This window comes from Pseudomonas sivasensis (genome assembly GCF_021391435.1).
GTDB lineage: Bacteria > Pseudomonadota > Gammaproteobacteria > Pseudomonadales > Pseudomonadaceae > Aquipseudomonas > Aquipseudomonas sivasensis.
Genome location: NZ_CP090029.1, coordinates 1016886 through 1033616, shown reverse-complemented (window position 1 = coordinate 1033616; position 16731 = coordinate 1016886). Strand labels below are relative to the sequence as shown.

Annotated in this window: 19 protein-coding genes and 1 tRNA gene; 8 read left to right on the top strand and 12 right to left on the bottom strand. The window is 58.7% G+C overall.

Annotated elements, in window-relative coordinates:
• Positions 1-2: 2 nt before the first annotated feature.
• From sctC to LRO94_RS04465, 3 genes are read left to right on the top strand one after another with little or no spacing between them, the layout of a single operon-like run.
• On the top strand, positions 3-2126 hold the full coding sequence (gene sctC, locus LRO94_RS04475; protein WP_179179544.1) for a type III secretion system outer membrane ring subunit SctC: 2124 nt from the start codon (positions 3-5) through the stop codon (positions 2124-2126).
• Positions 2123-2326 (top strand): HrpT family type III secretion system protein, encoded by a 204-nt coding sequence (gene hrpT / locus LRO94_RS04470; RefSeq protein ID WP_032886100.1) that lies wholly within the window; start codon positions 2123-2125, stop codon positions 2324-2326. Before sctC ends, hrpT begins: the two co-directional genes overlap by 4 nt.
• An 11-nt stretch (positions 2327-2337) precedes the next feature.
• On the top strand, positions 2338-2688 hold the full coding sequence (locus LRO94_RS04465; RefSeq protein ID WP_179179545.1) for a transcriptional regulator: 351 nt from the start codon (positions 2338-2340) through the stop codon (positions 2686-2688).
• On the opposite strand, the gene sctU is transcribed toward LRO94_RS04465, so the two are convergent.
• The 11 genes from sctU to LRO94_RS04410 are packed head-to-tail and all read right to left on the bottom strand — an operon-like array spanning position 2689 to position 12841.
• Positions 2689-3786, bottom strand: coding sequence for a type III secretion system export apparatus subunit SctU (gene sctU / locus LRO94_RS04460; protein WP_095183766.1), 1098 nt, complete (start codon positions 3784-3786; stop codon positions 2689-2691).
• Positions 3783-4571, bottom strand: coding sequence for a type III secretion system export apparatus subunit SctT (gene sctT / locus LRO94_RS04455; RefSeq protein ID WP_179179546.1), 789 nt, complete (start codon positions 4569-4571; stop codon positions 3783-3785). The genes sctU and sctT overlap by 4 nt, the downstream gene beginning before the upstream one ends.
• A 10-nt stretch (positions 4572-4581) precedes the next feature.
• Positions 4582-4845 carry a type III secretion system export apparatus subunit SctS gene (gene sctS, locus LRO94_RS04450; RefSeq protein WP_032886096.1) on the bottom strand — a complete coding sequence of 88 codons (264 nt, stop codon included), beginning with the start codon at positions 4843-4845 and terminating at the stop codon, positions 4582-4584.
• Positions 4846-4852: 7 nt separating this feature from the next.
• The gene (sctR, locus tag LRO94_RS04445) at positions 4853-5506 is read right to left on the bottom strand and encodes a type III secretion system export apparatus subunit SctR (protein WP_032886095.1); all 654 of its coding nucleotides are present in this window, start codon (positions 5504-5506) and stop codon (positions 4853-4855) included.
• Positions 5503-6519: a FliM/FliN family flagellar motor switch protein gene (locus LRO94_RS04440; RefSeq protein WP_179179547.1), complete on the bottom strand. Its 1017-nt coding sequence runs from the start codon at positions 6517-6519 to the stop codon at positions 5503-5505. The genes sctR and LRO94_RS04440 overlap by 4 nt, the downstream gene beginning before the upstream one ends.
• Entirely contained in the window at positions 6513-6974 is a 462-nt protein-coding gene (locus LRO94_RS04435) for a type III secretion system HrpP C-terminal domain-containing protein (RefSeq protein WP_095183763.1), read from the bottom strand. The genes LRO94_RS04440 and LRO94_RS04435 overlap by 7 nt, the downstream gene beginning before the upstream one ends.
• The gene (gene sctO / locus LRO94_RS04430) at positions 6971-7399 is read right to left on the bottom strand and encodes a type III secretion system stalk subunit SctO (RefSeq protein ID WP_032886091.1); all 429 of its coding nucleotides are present in this window, start codon (positions 7397-7399) and stop codon (positions 6971-6973) included. The genes LRO94_RS04435 and sctO overlap by 4 nt, the downstream gene beginning before the upstream one ends.
• Positions 7386-8744, bottom strand: coding sequence for a FliI/YscN family ATPase (locus tag LRO94_RS04425; RefSeq protein ID WP_179179548.1), 1359 nt, complete (start codon positions 8742-8744; stop codon positions 7386-7388). Before LRO94_RS04425 ends, sctO begins: the two co-directional genes overlap by 14 nt.
• On the bottom strand, positions 8741-9652 hold the full coding sequence (locus tag LRO94_RS04420; RefSeq protein ID WP_032886478.1) for an FHA domain-containing protein: 912 nt from the start codon (positions 9650-9652) through the stop codon (positions 8741-8743). Before LRO94_RS04420 ends, LRO94_RS04425 begins: the two co-directional genes overlap by 4 nt.
• A 34-nt stretch (positions 9653-9686) precedes the next feature.
• A complete protein-coding gene (sctV, locus tag LRO94_RS04415) occupies positions 9687-11780 on the bottom strand; it encodes a type III secretion system export apparatus subunit SctV (protein WP_032886088.1) in 2094 nt (697 codons plus the stop codon).
• Positions 11777-12841: a TyeA family type III secretion system gatekeeper subunit gene (locus LRO94_RS04410; RefSeq protein ID WP_179179549.1), complete on the bottom strand. Its 1065-nt coding sequence runs from the start codon at positions 12839-12841 to the stop codon at positions 11777-11779. Before LRO94_RS04410 ends, sctV begins: the two co-directional genes overlap by 4 nt.
• 263 nt (positions 12842-13104) lie before the next feature.
• Here LRO94_RS04410 and LRO94_RS04405 point away from each other — a divergent pair, with 263 nt between their 5' ends.
• Positions 13105-13656, top strand: a complete 552-nt coding sequence (locus tag LRO94_RS04405; protein ID WP_032886085.1) for an RNA polymerase sigma factor — start codon at positions 13105-13107, stop codon at positions 13654-13656.
• A 51-nt stretch (positions 13657-13707) separates the two neighbouring features.
• Here the strand turns inward: LRO94_RS04405 and LRO94_RS04400 are convergent, their stop codons facing one another.
• The gene (locus tag LRO94_RS04400) at positions 13708-14055 is read right to left on the bottom strand and encodes a hypothetical protein (protein WP_179179550.1); all 348 of its coding nucleotides are present in this window, start codon (positions 14053-14055) and stop codon (positions 13708-13710) included.
• On the opposite strand from LRO94_RS04400, the gene LRO94_RS04395 reads away from it, so the two are divergent.
• From LRO94_RS04395 to LRO94_RS04380, 4 genes are all read left to right on the top strand, one after another.
• Positions 14023-14099: transfer RNA gene (locus LRO94_RS04395), tRNA-Met, on the top strand. The genes LRO94_RS04400 and LRO94_RS04395 overlap by 33 nt on opposite strands.
• Positions 14100-14220: 121 nt before the next feature.
• Positions 14221-15054 carry an EamA family transporter gene (locus LRO94_RS04390; RefSeq protein WP_122755551.1) on the top strand — a complete coding sequence of 278 codons (834 nt, stop codon included), beginning with the start codon at positions 14221-14223 and terminating at the stop codon, positions 15052-15054.
• A gap of 99 nt (positions 15055-15153) precedes the next feature.
• Positions 15154-15681: an RNA polymerase sigma factor gene (locus tag LRO94_RS04385; RefSeq protein WP_099601919.1), complete on the top strand. Its 528-nt coding sequence runs from the start codon at positions 15154-15156 to the stop codon at positions 15679-15681.
• Positions 15674-16630 carry a FecR family protein gene (locus LRO94_RS04380; protein WP_179179551.1) on the top strand — a complete coding sequence of 319 codons (957 nt, stop codon included), beginning with the start codon at positions 15674-15676 and terminating at the stop codon, positions 16628-16630. Before LRO94_RS04385 ends, LRO94_RS04380 begins: the two co-directional genes overlap by 8 nt.
• The last annotated feature ends 101 nt before the right edge of the window (positions 16631-16731 follow it).

Here is a 16731-nt window from a genome sequence, read left to right as displayed (position 1 = left end):
CAATGCATAACAAGAACCATGAGCACAGTCGCTTACGCCGTGCTTCGCCCAAAGAATTTCCCTGGCGTAACGCTATTCTGCTTTCCTGGCTGCTGATCCCGGCACACACCGCATTGGCCGCCATCCCTTCCGATTGGAAAAACACCGCTTACGCTTATGAGGCAGAACATAAGCCCTTGCGTGACGTGCTCGTCGATTTCGCTCAAGCCTTTGGTACTCAACTGCAAGTCGAGGGGCTGCTGGAGGGCAACGTCAATGGCAAGATCCGCGCTAATACCCCGCAATCGATGCTCGACAGGTTGGGGGTGGAACACCGTTTCCAGTGGTACATGTACAACAACACCCTCTATATCAGCACGCTGGACCAGCAAGAGTCTGCGCGCCTGGAAGTCTCTCCCGAGACCATTGCCGATCTCAAGCAAGCGCTCACGGATATCGGCTTGCTCGATAGCCGCTTCGGTTGGGGTGAGTTACCAGAAGACGGCGTAGTACTCGTATCTGGCCCTCGTCGCTATATCGAGCAAATCAAACAGTTCAGCAGTCAGCGTCGTTCGCCGGATGAAAAACAGAGTGTGTTGAGCTTCCCGCTCAAGTTTGCCAATGCAACGGACCGGCAAGTGGATTATCGCGGCGAGAAACTCAACATTCCGGGGGTGGCGAGCATTTTGCGAGGGTTACTGGAGCCTCGCGCCAACTCGACCCTCAATCGACTGAATCAGGGCTCCACGTCACAGCCTGCGCCCCTCGTGCCGAACATCCCAAGATTGGGCAATCCGTTGCTGGGGCAAATGCTGGGTGCAAACGGCCATACCGCGCCGTTGGACGCTCCACCCACACTCACACCGCGCGCTGCGGCGCCTGGCAGCCGAATTCGCGTTGAAGCCGATGTGCGCAACAACGCCGTGCTGATTTACGACCTGCCTGAACGCCTGGCCATGTACCGCGAGCTGATCACCCAACTCGATGTCGCGCGCAAACTGGTGGAAATCGACGCGATTATTCTCGATATCGAGCGCACGCAATTGCGAGAGTTCGGGGTGAACTGGGGCTTTCAGAACAGTCGGTTCCGCGGCGGCGTCAATATGGCTCCGGGCACTTCGTCGCAGCTGTCGATTGAAAACCGCGAGCGCTTCTACGCGGATATACGCGCGCTGGAAGCCAAAGGGTTGGCAAGCATGGTGTCCAACCCCTCCGTTCTCACGCTGGAAAACCAACCGGCGGTAATTGACTTCAATCGCACCCAATACCTGACACCGGGTCGAGAGAATGCCACCATTTTACCGGTCACTGTGGGCACCAGTTTCCAGGTTGTTCCCCGTGTCATCACCAGCCGTGGCGGTCACCAGATCCACCTGGCGGTGGATATTGAAGACGGTAATTTCGACGAAACCAACCCGTCCCCAGGCAATCTGGATGTGCGCCGAGGCAAGGTCAGCACCCAGGCGGTCATGGAGGAAAAACGCTCGCTGGTGGTCGGAGGCTTCCACGTCACCGAAAGCAGCGACCAGCGCAACAAGGTGCCCTTGCTGGGCGATATTCCATTCATAGGCAAGGCGCTGTTTTCGTCGACCGAACGGCAGAACAACCGGCGTGAACGCTTGTTCATCCTCACTCCGCGCGTCATTGGCGATCAAGCAGACCCTTCTCGCTACCTGCCCCAGGCGGACCAGGTCGAATTGCAAGCGGCCCTTGCACCTCTGGCCAGGCGCGATGCCCCTCACCCGCCCGTGATAAAGCGCAGCGATATCATCAGCACACTGGCGCATATGGTCAGTGGTGAAATCCCCAAGGGCTTCAAGTCTGCGCCAATGCCACTGGGGCTGAACACCTTGTGCAGCACCCGCGACATCCTGGCACTGAACACCGAACGCAGCCAGTGGTACACCGGCCCGGATTACAACGTGGCGGTGGTAGTGCTGAGCAACCAGTCCAAGCGCTATGCCCGTATTGACGAAAATGAATGCAGCACGCCGCAGACCCTGGCTGTGAGCGTGTGGCCGCGGGCCTGGCTGAAGCCGGGTGAAGAAGCCGAGGTATTTATCGCCATGCGCCCAGTGGTGAAGGATGAACACCTCAGCGTGCCCCGCCCCTCCTTGATCACTCCTGCTCCGAAGGCCACACCATGAAACATCGCCTATTGTGCGTCACCCTGATCGGCACGGCACTGCTCGTCGCCGGCTGCACGCCCACCTGCAGGGGCGACTCCTGCTCACGCCCTCAATCGAGCAAGGACAAGATGGTGATCTGGTGGCCACCTCAGATGCGCGCCGAACCTGGCCCCGCCGGGGAACGGGCGGACTACCAGACCATCTCGCTGGAACGGTGAGTCGCCAAGAAATGCCCGACACTCAACGCCAGGTATTTCTGGACAACCTGGTGAGCGGCGCTGCCGCTCACCTGGCACTCGCTCCCGGTATCACGGCCTGTGCACTGCACGCAGGTGAGCGTTCGGGGCTGGCGTTGCAGGTGGCGCGTGAAGCGTTGCAGGCCGGGCAATTGCAGCGGATGCTGGAGCGGCGCTTTGAGCAGGCCGTCGTATTTGATGGCTGTTTTATCTACCTCGACGCCCAACACACCTTGGTAATCTGGCACGCACTGTCCGCACCGCGTAGCGCGCTCGACAGGATCCTCAGCCGGATGCTATCGCTGGCCAATCTCGAAGCCTTGGACACAAGTTCCGGTCGCTGATCAGCGCCGCTCCAACTCTGGCAACTCCAAGGTTTCGCGTTTGGCTTCATCATCGAGTTCACGCAAGGTGCGGTAGATCAGCGCCACAGCCTGCAAGGTTTCACGGGGAATGCTTGCGCCCAACTCCTTTGTGTAGAGCAACCGGGCCAGCCATACACATTGGATGACCGGCACCTCGGCGGCCTTCGCCTGCGCAATTAATTGGCGGGCCACGGCATCCGTACCTTTGCTCACCAACAACGGCAGCGGCGTCGTGCCGGGGCGGTAATACAAGGCGACTGCAAAGTGGGTCGGGTTGACCACCAACATATCGGCCTCTTCCAGCTTGGGCAGCTTGACCTTCGGTTCTTCCTGGGCCAATTGCTGCGCCAATGCACGACGCTGGCCCTTCACATGGGGGTCGCCTTCCATGTCCTTGTACTCTTTGACAACCTCGACTTGCGTCATGCGCATGCGCTTGGCGAAGAAGTGCTTCTGCAATGTAAAGTCGAGAATTGCCAGTATCAGCAATAGCCCAAGACAGGCATGCAGCAGATAGCGGAACAATGCGATCAGTGCCAGGAGGTAACTTTGCAGATCGCTGTTGGCAAGGTTGATCAACGCCCCAAGAGAAGGCCAGACCACTACATACACGATCACACCCAAAAGCACGGCTTTGACGATGCTCATCAACAGCGTCATTAGCGACTGGGCAGAAAAAAATTGCTTGAATTGACTGATCGGGTTGAGGCGATTGAAATCGAGCTTCAGTGTTTCCGGGGCAAACAGCAGACCGAATTGCATCCAACTGCTGATCAGCTTGGTGGCAATCGCTACGCCGGCCATCAACAGGCCGAATGAGAAAAACACCACCAGGCCTTCAAACAGCACTTCTTCCAGCGCCCGCACAAAGGGCTGGTCAAGACGTGAGATCGGCAACACCATCAATTGCTGGAAACGCTGCAAGCTGCTCTCGGCGGTGAATAAGGCAATTTCACTGATGGCGGCCAGCACCAGCAACTTGGCCACATCCTGACTTTGAGCAACCTGGCCTTTTTTACGCTGATCGCGCAATTTCTTGGCTGAAGCCGGGTGCTTCTTTTCCCCCGAATCACTCATGGCATTGAGGCCTTAAATAAAAGGCCCAGCGAGTGTTTCAGATCACCCAACTGGCTCATACGTCCAACGATCAGGTCCTGCAGCAGCGCAAAGTACAACAGCAGAATACCGATACCCGCCAGACACTTCACGGGAGGTGCCAGCGTACTCACCTGTAACTGCTGGCTGTAGACCCCCAGCAGCGCAATGCCGAACTCCAGCAACAGCAGCACCGCAATAAAGGGTGCTGCGTAGAGCATCATATGCATGAAGGTGTCCCCAAGCAGGCCGAGGAATACGCTCATGCCATTCGGTGCAGGGAGTGGAAACCACACGGTGGGTGGCCAGATCAGGTAACTGTCCCAGATCACCTGGGTCAATGCGCCTAAGCCCAACGTCACCATCAATAGAAAAATCGCCAATTGCTTGAACAGATGTCCAATCGGTGTGGCGTCCGGACCCAGTGAAGGATTGAGCTGACCACCCGCCAAGGCCCCGCGCTGGTTATCCAATAGCGCGCCCACCGCTTCGAACATCCAGAACGGCATCGCCAGCAGCACCCCCAGCAACAAACCCAGCGCTACCTCCTTGATTATCAGCGCCGCGAGTATCAGCGCCGAGTAGTCCTGGCCCTCCAACATCGCGTGAATGCCCGGCGCCGGCATCAGCGCCATGACCATCACAAGGACGTGCCTGAGCATGCCGCGTATATGCTGGAAACAGAACGCAGCCACCAGGATGCAACAGGGGTAGATACGTGCCATGCCGATGACCAGGCTGGGCAGGTAGTCGAGATAGAGCAACACAGGCGAGACCTCAGTTCAGGGCCGAGCGGCCAATCATGTCGAAGGTCAAATTGATCAGTTGGATCAACTCCACGCCAATCCAGCGTCCCGTCAGGATCAATGTGATCCCTACTGCCACCAGCTTGATGCCAAACGGCAGCGTCTGGTCCTGGATCTGCATCAGTGCTTGCACCAGGGATGTCAGCACCCCCACCACCACAGCCACAATCAACGGTGGCGCCGACAGCACCACCACCAGCAACATGCCCTGCTTGAACAGCACGATCGGTTCCATACGCCACTCATAGATAGGAAAGGAACAAGCTGTCGAGCAACCGCGACCAGCCGGACACCAGCACGAACAACAGCAATTTGAGTGGCAGGGAAATGGTCATTGGCGAGACCATTTGCATGCCCAGTGCCAGCAGCAGGTTGGAGACAATCAGGTCGATCACGATGAAGGGAATGTAGATCAGGAAGCCGATCTCGAACCCTGCCTGCAGTTGCGACAGTACGAACGCCGGAATCAGCAGGATCAGGTCTTCGCGCTGCACCTCCCGCGCCATTTGCTCAGGCCACAGGCGCGTGGTGTTTTCCTGCAGATGCGTCAATACATCTGCATCCACATTGCGCAGCATAAATGCGCGCAACGGTTGGATGGCCTCACTGCCCGTCTGCAGAAACGTTTGCACGTTACTCATGTCCAGGGGTGAGACCTTGACGCTCTCGGCAATCTCATAGCCAACCGGCGCCATGATGAACAGCGTGGCCGCCAGCGCAATACCATTGATGGCCATGCTTGGCGGCACCTGCTGCACACCGATAGCGTTGCGGGTGATCATCAGCACGATGACGATCTTCAAAAACGATGTGCAGATGATCAGCAGCATGGGCATCAACGCCAATGCCCCCAGAAATACCGCCAGGATAAGGGGGTCTATCCCCTGAAGCGTCATGGGCCGAACATCACACGGGACAACTGCAACCCCAGGCGCCCGTCGACTTCCACCAACTGGCCCACGCCAATGGGCCGATCGCCGTAATACAGACCGGCCATACCGGGAGCATAACCGGCAATGCCCAGCACCGAGCCGGGCGCGAGGTTACGCAGTTCACCCAAGGTCAGGTTCAGTGTTCCGCAGCGTACGTTCAGTGCCATGCTTAACTCATCGAACGGCTCATTGCCGAATACATCCATCACGGGCTCCTCTTCCTCATGTCCCGAGTGGTGGGGGGGTGCAAAATCTTCGTCCACAGACGTGTCCTCGATAGATGTAACAGTCAGACACAACTGCCTGGTGTCGTCGTCAATGCAGCCATGCAGCCGCTGCCTGCCAGCCTGTACATAACCGGTGCCCTGAGCTTGGAAAAAACTCTGCTCAAACACCAACACATCACCGGTGCGCAGGCTGCGTAGTTGTGCAATTGGTAACTTCATGCACCCGAGGGTGACGGCAATGGCCAGTTGAAAAGACGCCGGCATCGGCGCAGCAATGGCACGCCAAGGTCCGGCCTCACACAAGGCCAGAAAGCTTTCACAGTTCAGCCAAACGTAACCGCCGACCCGGGAGCCTCCCAGGGTCACGCTGAGCCGACAGCCAAACTCCGTGGGGCGATCCGTTTCCAGCAAGCGCACATAACCCAGCAACGACCGTATCTCGGGGCTCAGGTGGTACTGATACAACGCCCAGAACCAGGAATCCGGATCGTTGCCAAACTGGGCCAAGGTCATCGGGCACTCACTCATCAGGCTGAGCAACGGCCCCGCTTCATCGAGCGCCAGCACACCACACGCCGTCTCAAAGCACACAGGCTTGCCACCGCCAGCAGGCGCACGCCCCGGCTCAAGCCGCAACTCGCCGGCCTGCCCGGCAACCTGAAACGGCAGGCTTAGCCCGCGCCCCAATCGACGGCGGGCGGCAACCGTATCGCCATTCATCAAGGGAACTGTCAGCGCCGGCATCAGCATGCGCAACCGACGGCGGGCAGACGCAGGCTCACCGCAAGGCCCAGCTCTCCAGCGAGCCGACCCTCACACTGCTGGCGTACGCCACTGAGCCAGCGCGCCGTAGCGTCCTGTTCCGCCTCCAACTCGATCGCCCAGCCCCCCTGCTCACGGCGCACGCTGGCGTTGATTCGCCCCAAGCGAGGCAAGTACAAAACCGCCTGCAACGGCCAATGCGAAGCGAGCTGCACACGAGGCGCCAGTTGCTCGGTCAGTGCCACGATCATGGCAATGTCAGACGACGCCTTCTTGCTGGACAAGGAAGCCCCCGCCCCAGAAGCATTACCGTCGTCGGTAAAAAGTTGGGCGAACACTCGCCCGAGTTCCAGAGGCACACCTCCTGTCGCGCGTGGCTCAACATCTTCGCGTGGCTCACGGGGACGTGGGCGCTCCGTGGGTTTATTTGAAACCTGGGTCATGTCGGTTCCTCAGCAAGTAAACGGGACAATTCCTGAAGTTTTTCTACCTGCCGCAGGCACTCGGTGACCTGCTTCTGGGCGCTGCCAACGCGACTTTCTCTTTCACCCTGCTGGCTGCGTAACGCCTCCAACTGGCCCATGTCCCGCTGGGTGCTAGCAGAGAGGGATCGCTCCTTCGCACCCCACGATTTCAGAGCCTTCAGGCTCAGCACCTGACCCTGATGTTGACTGAACAATTGAGCACTCTTGCGGGCTTCCTCTTGCCGCGTTTGTTCAAGCGCATCCTGAGCCCGCTGGATATGTGCGAGCAGGGCCTGCTGGGCTCGCTTCGCCTCACGCAGGGCGCGCTCGGCCCGGTCAGCCCTATGCCTGCGCAGGCGCCGCAGCATTTCGACTTCACCAAGGTGCACATCAGAAGGGGACATGAGTGGTCAGATCCTTGAGTTGCTCCAGTGTCGTTTGCATGGGTGTCGGCTCACGCAGATCCTGGCGCAGGAAGCCATCGACCGCCTGACGACTGTCCACCGCCAAATCGGTCAGAGGATCGCTGCCTGGTTGGTACTCCCCCAATTTGAGCATCAGTTCGATCTGCTGGTACGCCGACAACAAACGACGCAACGCCGTACCCGCCTGGATATCTATGGGTTGCGCGACGTTGCTCAATATCCGCGAAAGACTTGCCAGTACATCCACCGCCGGGTAATGCCCACGCTCGGCTAATTTGCGCGACAGCACGATATGCCCGTCGAGTAGCGAGCGAACCTCATCAGCGACCGGATCATTCATCGAGTCCTGCTCAATCAGCACGGTATAGATCGCGGTAATCACGCCCTCACGGGTCAACCCGGCGCGCTCCACCAACCGTGGTAACAAGCTGTACACCGACGGCGGCAAACCTCCACGACCCAAGGGCTCACCGGCAGCCAAGCCGATTTCGCGCTGCGCCCTGGCAAAACGAGTCAACGAATCAATCAGCAGCAATACCCGCTGCCCCTTGCGCCGGAACCCCTCGGCCAACGCCGTGGCCGTGAACGCGGCACGGGCGCGCTCCATGCTGGATCGGTCGGAGGTGGCGCACACCAGCACGGCTTTGGCACGTAGTTGCTCATCCAGTTCATGGTCAAGAAACTCGCGCAGCTCCCGCCCCCGCTCACCGATCAGGCCGAAGACGATGACATCGCACTCCACGTTACGGGCGATTTCGGCCAGCAAAGTGGTCTTGCCGCAGCCCGCACCAGCGAATAGACCGACACGCTGACCTTCGCCAAGCGTCAACAACCCATCAATCGAACGCACGCCGGTAGCCAGCGCCCGGCTGATCCTCGGTCGCTCGGTGGGCAATGGCGCTTCACACAACACCGCGCTGGTATCCGGTAAGTCAGTCTCGACAAACGCACTCACGCCCTGCCCTGTAATCGGCCGTCCGAACCCATCCAACACCTGGCCCAACAGTGCCTCGCTGACGCGCACACGGTGCGATACCCCAAGGCGCTCCACGCTGGCACCTACCCGTACGCCTTCCAAATTTCCCAGGGCACTGAGCACCGCGTCCTGCTGATCGAAACCAATGATTTCGGCGAGCATGGAGTCGCCTGGATTTTTTTCCACTTGGCACAAGTCACCGATGCGCGCGTGGGGCAGCCGACACTGCAGCAGCATGCCGTTGACGCGTTGGATTCGGCCACGCATCGTCACCGGAGCAAAGCTGATCAGTGATTGGGCCTGGCGCTGCTGCCAGGCGTGGAGACGTGCCTGCATATCTTCACTCACCAGCGCACCTCGTAACGCTGCTCGCCATCGAAAACCACCTTGCCGTTATCGATCTGCACCAGTCGCAACCCTTCCACTTCGTCCCCAAGAAACAGTCGAATGCCCTCTTCCAAGAGAACGTGACCGTTCGGCCCTCCGACGATCTGAACAATCCTGAATGGAAGTGCGTTATCACGCACACGCACACGGCTGATCACCGGCACCGAGCTGTCGAACTGCTCACCAAAACGGCTGAGCATGCGCGTCACCAGTTCCACTTCGTCCTGGGAGACATCGCCATTGAGCGCGACCTGGCCATTGATCACTTGCAAGCTGACGCGCTGACCCAACTCCCGCTCGCTGAGCATCTTCAGCAACTGCTGGCGCACCTCGAAGGGCGATGCCAATTCGTGCTTTTGAACCACAGGAGCCTTCAAGGACGCCTGTGCCTCGCGCTCCCCAGTGGAAACCATGCCAACCACAATGATGATGACCGCCAGCACTAACACCAGGCTGATCAAACGCTTTTGCTGCGAGTGGGAGATCGACGATAACTTCAGCTCCCACTCCGGCGCATTTTCGGTCGGTATCAGTGCCGGTTCAGGTGCTGCCACTGGTGCTGCTACCGGGGGCCAGGGCTGCTCGGCCAAGGTGACACACAGGCGCACGCCCCCCATTGAAAACGGTGAGTTCAGCTCCAGGTTCGCGATCTGGGCCAGTAGCTGCCCCTCAGGCCCCTGCAGCAACCCCGCTTCGGCCTGCACCAACCACTCGGCGTCCATAAACCGCAAGCGCGCATGCTGATCGACTACGCCCGGATCGTTTAAAACCAGGTCAGCGTCCGCATGGGAACCAATGCTCCACTGCTCCCCAAACAACGGCAACGCAGCGCCCTGGCGCAGCCCGTCAAGCACACGTAGCTCAAACATCTTCAAAACCTCCACGCTGGCCATGGCCAAGTACTCATGCCACCGCACCACGCATCAGTTCGTCCTGGCCCAGGTCGATGCGCCCCAGCACTTTGACCTTTGAGGTACTCCCTAACTCGGCAAACGACAGCACCGGGACATGGTTGAACTCTTCCAACAGCAAGGTCCGCAAGGGGCTGCGCAGGTCCTGCGCCACCAACATCACGCTCTTACTCTTGGCCCTCAAACTAAAAGCTTGATTGAGCAGGTTGATCAACGCGGCGCTGTTGTCGTCGTCAAGCGCGAAAAACACACCCGTCTGAGTCTGTCGCAATGCTTCACGCAGGATGTTTTCAGTGTGTGGTGACAGCAGCCAGGCATGCAGACCGTCGGCCTCGCTGTACTGGTGGAAGATCTGCGCCTTGAGTGCAATTCGCGCATAGTCAGCCAATGCTTCCGGCTCACGCTCATGCTGGCCGTACTCGATCAGCGATTCGACGATCAGTCGCACAGCCCGCAGCGGTACCCCTTCGCTGGCGAGGCGTTGCAACACTGCCGAGAACCGTGACAGCGGCATGATTCGCTGCAGTTCCTGCACCAGTTCCGGCTGGTTGTGCTCCAGCCAACTGAGGATCGACTTGCTCTCCTGGATCCCCAGGAACTGAGGCCCACTGAGCATCATGGCCTGCTTCATGCGTTCAAGGATCAGGCTTGTCGCCGTGAAACGCTCCAATTGCGGATCATCAAGCAATGGATCATCCGGCTCCAGCCAGATCCATTCCTGCTCATCACGCTCAGCCAGCCCCCGTACTCCGTGCTCATGCTCACCCTTCAACGCGTTACGATCAACGGCAAGCAGGCTGACAACCGACGCCTTGACCATCGGCACTTCATGCACACAAAAACGCATCTCGTCGATGGCCAGCGAGTCATCGAGTTCGACTTCGAAGGGCGGCAGTGTCAGGCCGATGTTGGCAACCAGAGCATTTCGAGACTGGCGGATCCCGTGAATCAGCTCCATCACCTCCGGCGTTCCACGCAAAACTGGCGGAAACTGCAACAGGTAGGGGCGAGACGGGTCGAACCCGCGCAAGTCCTCTTTTCCGTTCTCCTCAGGACGCACGGCTTCGCTGGTTTCGGACGCGGGTTGCGCTTGTCGTTGACGCTGGCGCATCAGGTAATACCCAAGGCTGCCGGTTATGAGCGAAATAAAGACAAATACCCCGGTAGGCATGCCGGGCACTATCGCAAACGCGAGCATCCCCACCGAAGCGATCATCCAGCTCTTGGGCTCGCTGGTCATTTGCCGGGCGATTTCAGCGCCCATGTTGCTGACGCCCTTGCGCCCCTCCGGTGCAACACGGGTGATGATCATGCCGGCAGTCAGGGAGATCAGCAGCGCCGGAATCTGCGCAATCAGGCCATCGCCGATGGTCAGGACCGAATACAACGCCATCGAATCAGCCGCACTCAAACCGTGCTGAAACATGCCCGTAGAGAAGCCGCCCAAGAGGTTGACCACAACGATGATTAACCCCGCGATGGCATCACCCTTGACGAACTTCATGGCCCCATCCATGGCGCCGAACAATTGGCTCTCACGGGACAACTGCTCCCGCTTGTCTCGTGCTTGCGCGCCGTCAATCAGACCGGCACGCAAGTCGCTGTCGATGGACATCTGCTTGCCCGGCATGGCATCCAGACTGAACCGCGCCGCAACCTCGGCAACCCGCTCCGAGCCCTTGGTGATCACCAGGAAGTTGACCAGGGTAAGGATCAGGAAAATCACCATCCCCACCGCCAAGTTGCCTCCCACCACGAAATTGCCGAAGGCCTCGACGATGTCGCCGGCGTCTTGCTCCAGCAGGATCAAACGCGTGGTTGCAATCGACAGTGCCAATCGAAACATGGTGGTCAACAACAGGATCGACGGGAAGGACGAAAATGCCAGGGGGCCCGGCAGGTAGAGCGCAAGAACGATCAACAGGCACGATATGCAGATATTGAGGGCAATCAGAATGTCCACCAGCCAGGTGGGCAGCGGCACAATAAAGATAAATACGATGGCCATGACCACCACAGCGCCCAACACCTCGGCGCGCTGTGCCACTTTGAGCAATATACGGTTGACGGCTGACACAGCCGTCACGTCATGGGCCTCGGCTCACCGGCAAACTGTAAGGGGCCACGCACGGCTCGGTCCAACTCACCGATCAGCGTCAAAAGAATCTGCAGGGACTCCTGACGGACCCGCTTGTCGGGCCACAAGGCCAAGGGCAACTGCTGAAACAGCGGGTAGAGCGCATTGAGGGATGCCATTTGTCGGTCAACCGGACCGCCACCCAAATCGTTTCCCAACCGCAGCATTTCATCGACAGAGATACCGCCGCCGGCGTACCCCAGTATGCGTTGCAGCAAGCTCACGGCGTCATGCTCAATACTCAAACGCTGGATCAACGTGTGACAACCGGATAACACCGCGCTCAACTGCCCGCAGCTTTGCAGACCCAGCAGCAAAGTGCGCAACAAAGGTGTGGGCATTGACGACACCAGGGCCGCCAGGTCATCCGCCAAGGCCTTACGCATCGCGTTGAGCACGTCGCGAAACCGCTCGCCACCGTAATCACCCAGCAAAGCCTGCATCATGGTTGCCAAGGACTGGCGCGTGACCACACTGGCGTAGTAAAGCTGGCGCAGTTTCTGGCGCTCATGCGGGTCGGCCACAGCTGCCTGCAACGCCGTAGCAATGTTCAGGCCTGCCTGAATTTCCCCTTTGAACCGGAGTTGCAGCTGGGCAATGGCATCGCGTGCCAATGCAGCCTCGGACGGACGCACTTCGCTGTCTGCCTGGGCCGTCACGTAGTTGAGCACTACGAACGCACGCGCCGGGTCACCTCCCGCGAGGCTGACCAATTCCTCAGTACTGACGCTCTTGCGCAACTGCTCAATGATGCTTCGTGAAATGGAAGCCATGCTCTTCTGGGCCGGATGGCCCAACTGATTATAAAGCTGCACAAGCTGCTCAACCGGGGACACACGCAACCCCATCTTCCGCCCGCTCAGCGCCCGGCTGTTGAGCTCCACCTCCTGATTGAAAATATGTCCCATCTCATCAACGCCCTTCGCGGGCACAGGCACTGAGGAGGGGCTGGTAACCGCTTGATCCAAGGGGCGGATTGTTTGCACATCGTTGTTGGATTCAACTTTCATGGGCACGCCAGTACAGGGAGAGAGTGTGTCCCTCTGTGGCAGTGCCTATGCATACGGTTCCATCGAAATCTGATCGCACACAGCGTGTGAAAAAATTTGCACGAGCCTTCCGTGCTCCATGCAAAGTACTGAGTGAAATCGTCACGATTCAAAATATTTATGTATATAAATCAACAACCTACGATTTTTTTCTTTTGGCACAGGGAGTGCAAAAGGGTGCTGTCGACTCCCGCTCGACTGCGTCTACCCTAAGGAAAAAAATCATGAATATCCCTATCGGAGCTTTAGCTCAGCTCGTTGGCAGCTCACCTCAATTCATGCTTCACCTGACAGACGACCAGCAAAAAAAACTCAAACGTTTCATTCACAAGCGCGTACTCAATCCGGAAGATGCGGATGATCTTCTGCAACTCACTTACCTGGAAGCCTGGCGCAACCGCGAGCGATTCTGCGGGAATGCTTCGCTTAGCACCTGGATGTGCGGCATAGCACAGAACCTGATCCGCAATCACTTCAGGCGCATGTACGCCAAACCCGTACATTGCGAATTTGATGAGTCGTTGTGGCATGGCCACGAGGAAACCAACAACCTGGATTGGGAATTTGAGATCAACCGCCGCTTGGAGAACACGTTGAGCGCCATCGACCACTTGCCGACGGAAATGCGAAAGACGATGTACGCCTCGCTGGAAACCGACGGCAGTTACCAGGATACGGCCAACGTATTGGACATCCCTATCGGCACCGTTCGCTCCCGTCTGTCGCGTGCACGCGAACAGCTCAAGCGCGCCACCCACAACCCTTTTCAACCTTAAATCTGGCTGACTAGCCAAACGTTGGGCGACAGGGATATTTGCCCAACCGAATCAGGCCTCTTGCATGCGCGCAAGAAAGAGCGCCAACCTCCCAAACAGCGCAAAGACCGAGCCCAGTGTGTGAACCCACTTGATGTCATGAGCATCCGCCCGGTGTCCCAACAGCGCCGCCATCCCGGTAAAACCAAACATCCGCCCGAGCAATCCCCCGGCAATCATCCGCACGTTGCCCAGCCCCATACCTGTGTAGACGCCGCCTACGGCCAGCCAACACGGCCATTTTCGATAAACAATTGAAAGCGTAGAAAAATTCTTAATAAAAATGCTTGACGCATTCCCGTTCTGCGCGAATAATGCGCGCCACTTGGCTACATAGCTCAGTTGGTTAGAGCATAGCATTCATAATGCTGGGGTCCGGGGTTCAAGTCCCTGTGTAGCCACCAAGTACTAAAAACGGCTTACCGAAAGGTAGGCCGTTTTTTTATGCCTGTAGAAAAGTGCTGAGGCATACTCGCAACGGTCTACCTCCACGACGCGGCGCTGAACCCCACAGGACATCCCTTCATGAGCCTTGATGTGTTCGTAATCATCATGCTGGGCGCTGCGCTGCATGCCACGTGGAATGCAGTGGTCAAGGGGGGTGACGACAAGCTGCTGACCACGTGCATGATCGCGTCCTTCGCTTCACTGATCGCGCTGGCGGTCATTCCGTTCCTGGCAGTGCCTGCGACGCAAAGCTGGCCCTTCATCGGCGCGTCGGTGATATTCCAGGTGCTGTATTTCGTACTGGTCGCCTCGACCTACCGCGTTGCGGACATGAGCCAGACCTACCCGATCATGCGGGGCACCGCGCCGTTGCTGGTGGCGACGGCGAGCTTCGGGCTGCTGTCCGAATCCTTGTCCGCGTTTGCCTGGCTCGGCATTGCCGTGATCTGCATCGGTATTTTGAGCATGGCAGCAGCCCCTTCAGCCGGTCAGCGTAAAGGGATACTCCTTGCGCTGCTTAACGCGGCTGTCATCGCGGGCTACACCCTCATCGACGGAATAGGTGTGCGCAAATCCGGTGCCCCGGCGGCCTACACGTTGTGGATATTCCTGTTGACCGGCATCCCACTCGGCGCATGGGCATTGGCCCGCCGTCGACGCGAATTCAGCCGCTATCTGGCGCGTCACTGGCGCCCTGGCGTGATAGGTGGCTTCGGTACCGTCGCGTCCTATGGCCTGGCGCTGTGGGCTATGACCGCGGCCCCCATCGCCACGGTTGCGGCGCTCAGGGAGACCTCGATTCTGTTTGGCGTGGTGATCTCGGCGCTGGTGCTCAAAGAGCAGTTGACCCGCGCCCGCATCGTGGCCGCGTGCATCATTGCCGCCGGGGCGATGGTGTTGCGACTAGGCTGACGCGTCGACAAACAAATCTTCCATCACCCTATCAAATGAGACAGCTTCTCATTAGTATGCCCGCTATCCGCGCAATGCAGCATCAAGGTATCAGGGGCCATGGAGACAGGGACGCCAGGGGATCAGGAAAAACTCAGCGCCGTTTTCATCGGGCAGCGCAGTGCGTTAATCCGTATGCTGTCGCGCGTCGTCGGCTGTTCGAGCCAGGCGGAGGACCTGGCCCAGGAAACCTATCTGAAGGTAGCTAAGGCGCTGTACACCCGCCCGATCGAACACTTGAAGCCGTTTCTTTATCAAACTGCGCAGTATCTGGCCTTTGATCATTTGCGCAGTGTGCGCAGTAAAAGGCGCTACGAGTGCCACTTGGCCGAAAGCCTGGTTGTCGAGGTGCCCACAATGGCACCCGGACCGGAGAGCCAGGCTCAGGGCCAGCAGCAACTGCAGCGGTTTCAACAGGTGCTCGCTACCTTGCCCAAACGCCAGCAACAAATCCTGGTATTGCATCGACTGCACGACCTGTCCCAAGGCGAGATCGCCCAGCGCCTGCAGGTGTCGTTGAGTACGGTGGAAAAAGACCTGCGCCAAGCCCTCACTGCCTGCGTCAAGCAAACGACCTACCATGATTGACCGTCCCGTCATTCCCGAAGCAGTACGTGAGCAGGCGGCTGATTGGTTCGCCCTGCGCGATGAAAGTGCGCGCAACCTCATCACCCGTCAGCGCTTTGAGCAGTGGCGCGCGGCCGATCCCCTGCACGCCACCGCCTATGCCGAAGTGGAGACGCTGTGGGAAAACCGCGCCTTCGAACAAGCCTTGAAAGACCTCGCCGTCGACCTAGAGTTGCCCTCTTCCCCGGTAACCGCCAAGCCTCCCAAGACACGTTTTGTGGCTGCCGCCGCGACCCTGTTGCTCGCACTGGGCATCGGTTGGATGGCCGACGTGCCGATGCGCCTGCAAGCCGATCACATGACCGACGTCGCGCAGCTGGAACGCTTTGACCTGGAAGATGGCTCTCACATCGTGCTGGGCAGCCACAGCGCAATCAGCACCACCTTCGACGGCGCCCAGCGGCGCATCAAGCTATTGCGTGGCGAGCTCTACGTCGAGGCCGCCCACGACTCTAAACGCCCACTGAGCATCGAGACCAACGAGGCCAGCGTGACCGTGGTCGGCACGCAATTCAGCGTCAGCCAGCGAGACTCGGGGGTCACTGTCGCCGTGCGCGAAGGCCAGGTGCGCTTCGCCAACCGCAAGGGCGAGCAGAGCCTGCTGCAGGCGGGTAACTGGCAACAGCTACGAGATGGTCAACTGCAACCGCTGTCCCTGGAAGGCAGTGAACGGCAGATGGCCTGGATCAACGGGCGACTGTCATTCCAGAACGCGCCACTGGTGCAGGTGCTGAAAGAGATCCAGCGTTACTACCCGGCGCCGATCCTGTTATTCAACGATGCCGCCGCCGGTGAGCGGGTCAGCGGGAATTACCAGTTGGACGACCCCCTGGCGATCGTACAGGCGTTGAGTAAAGTCACGTCCACCCACGCCCAGCGACTGCCCGGTGGCATCCTGGTGATTCGCTGACACAGAGCCCCCGATACCTTCGAAAAGTTTTACGGCTTTCGAAGGTTCAACCCGTCAAGAACTTTGCCTTTGCAAATCATTCCTATTTCTAACGGGGCTCA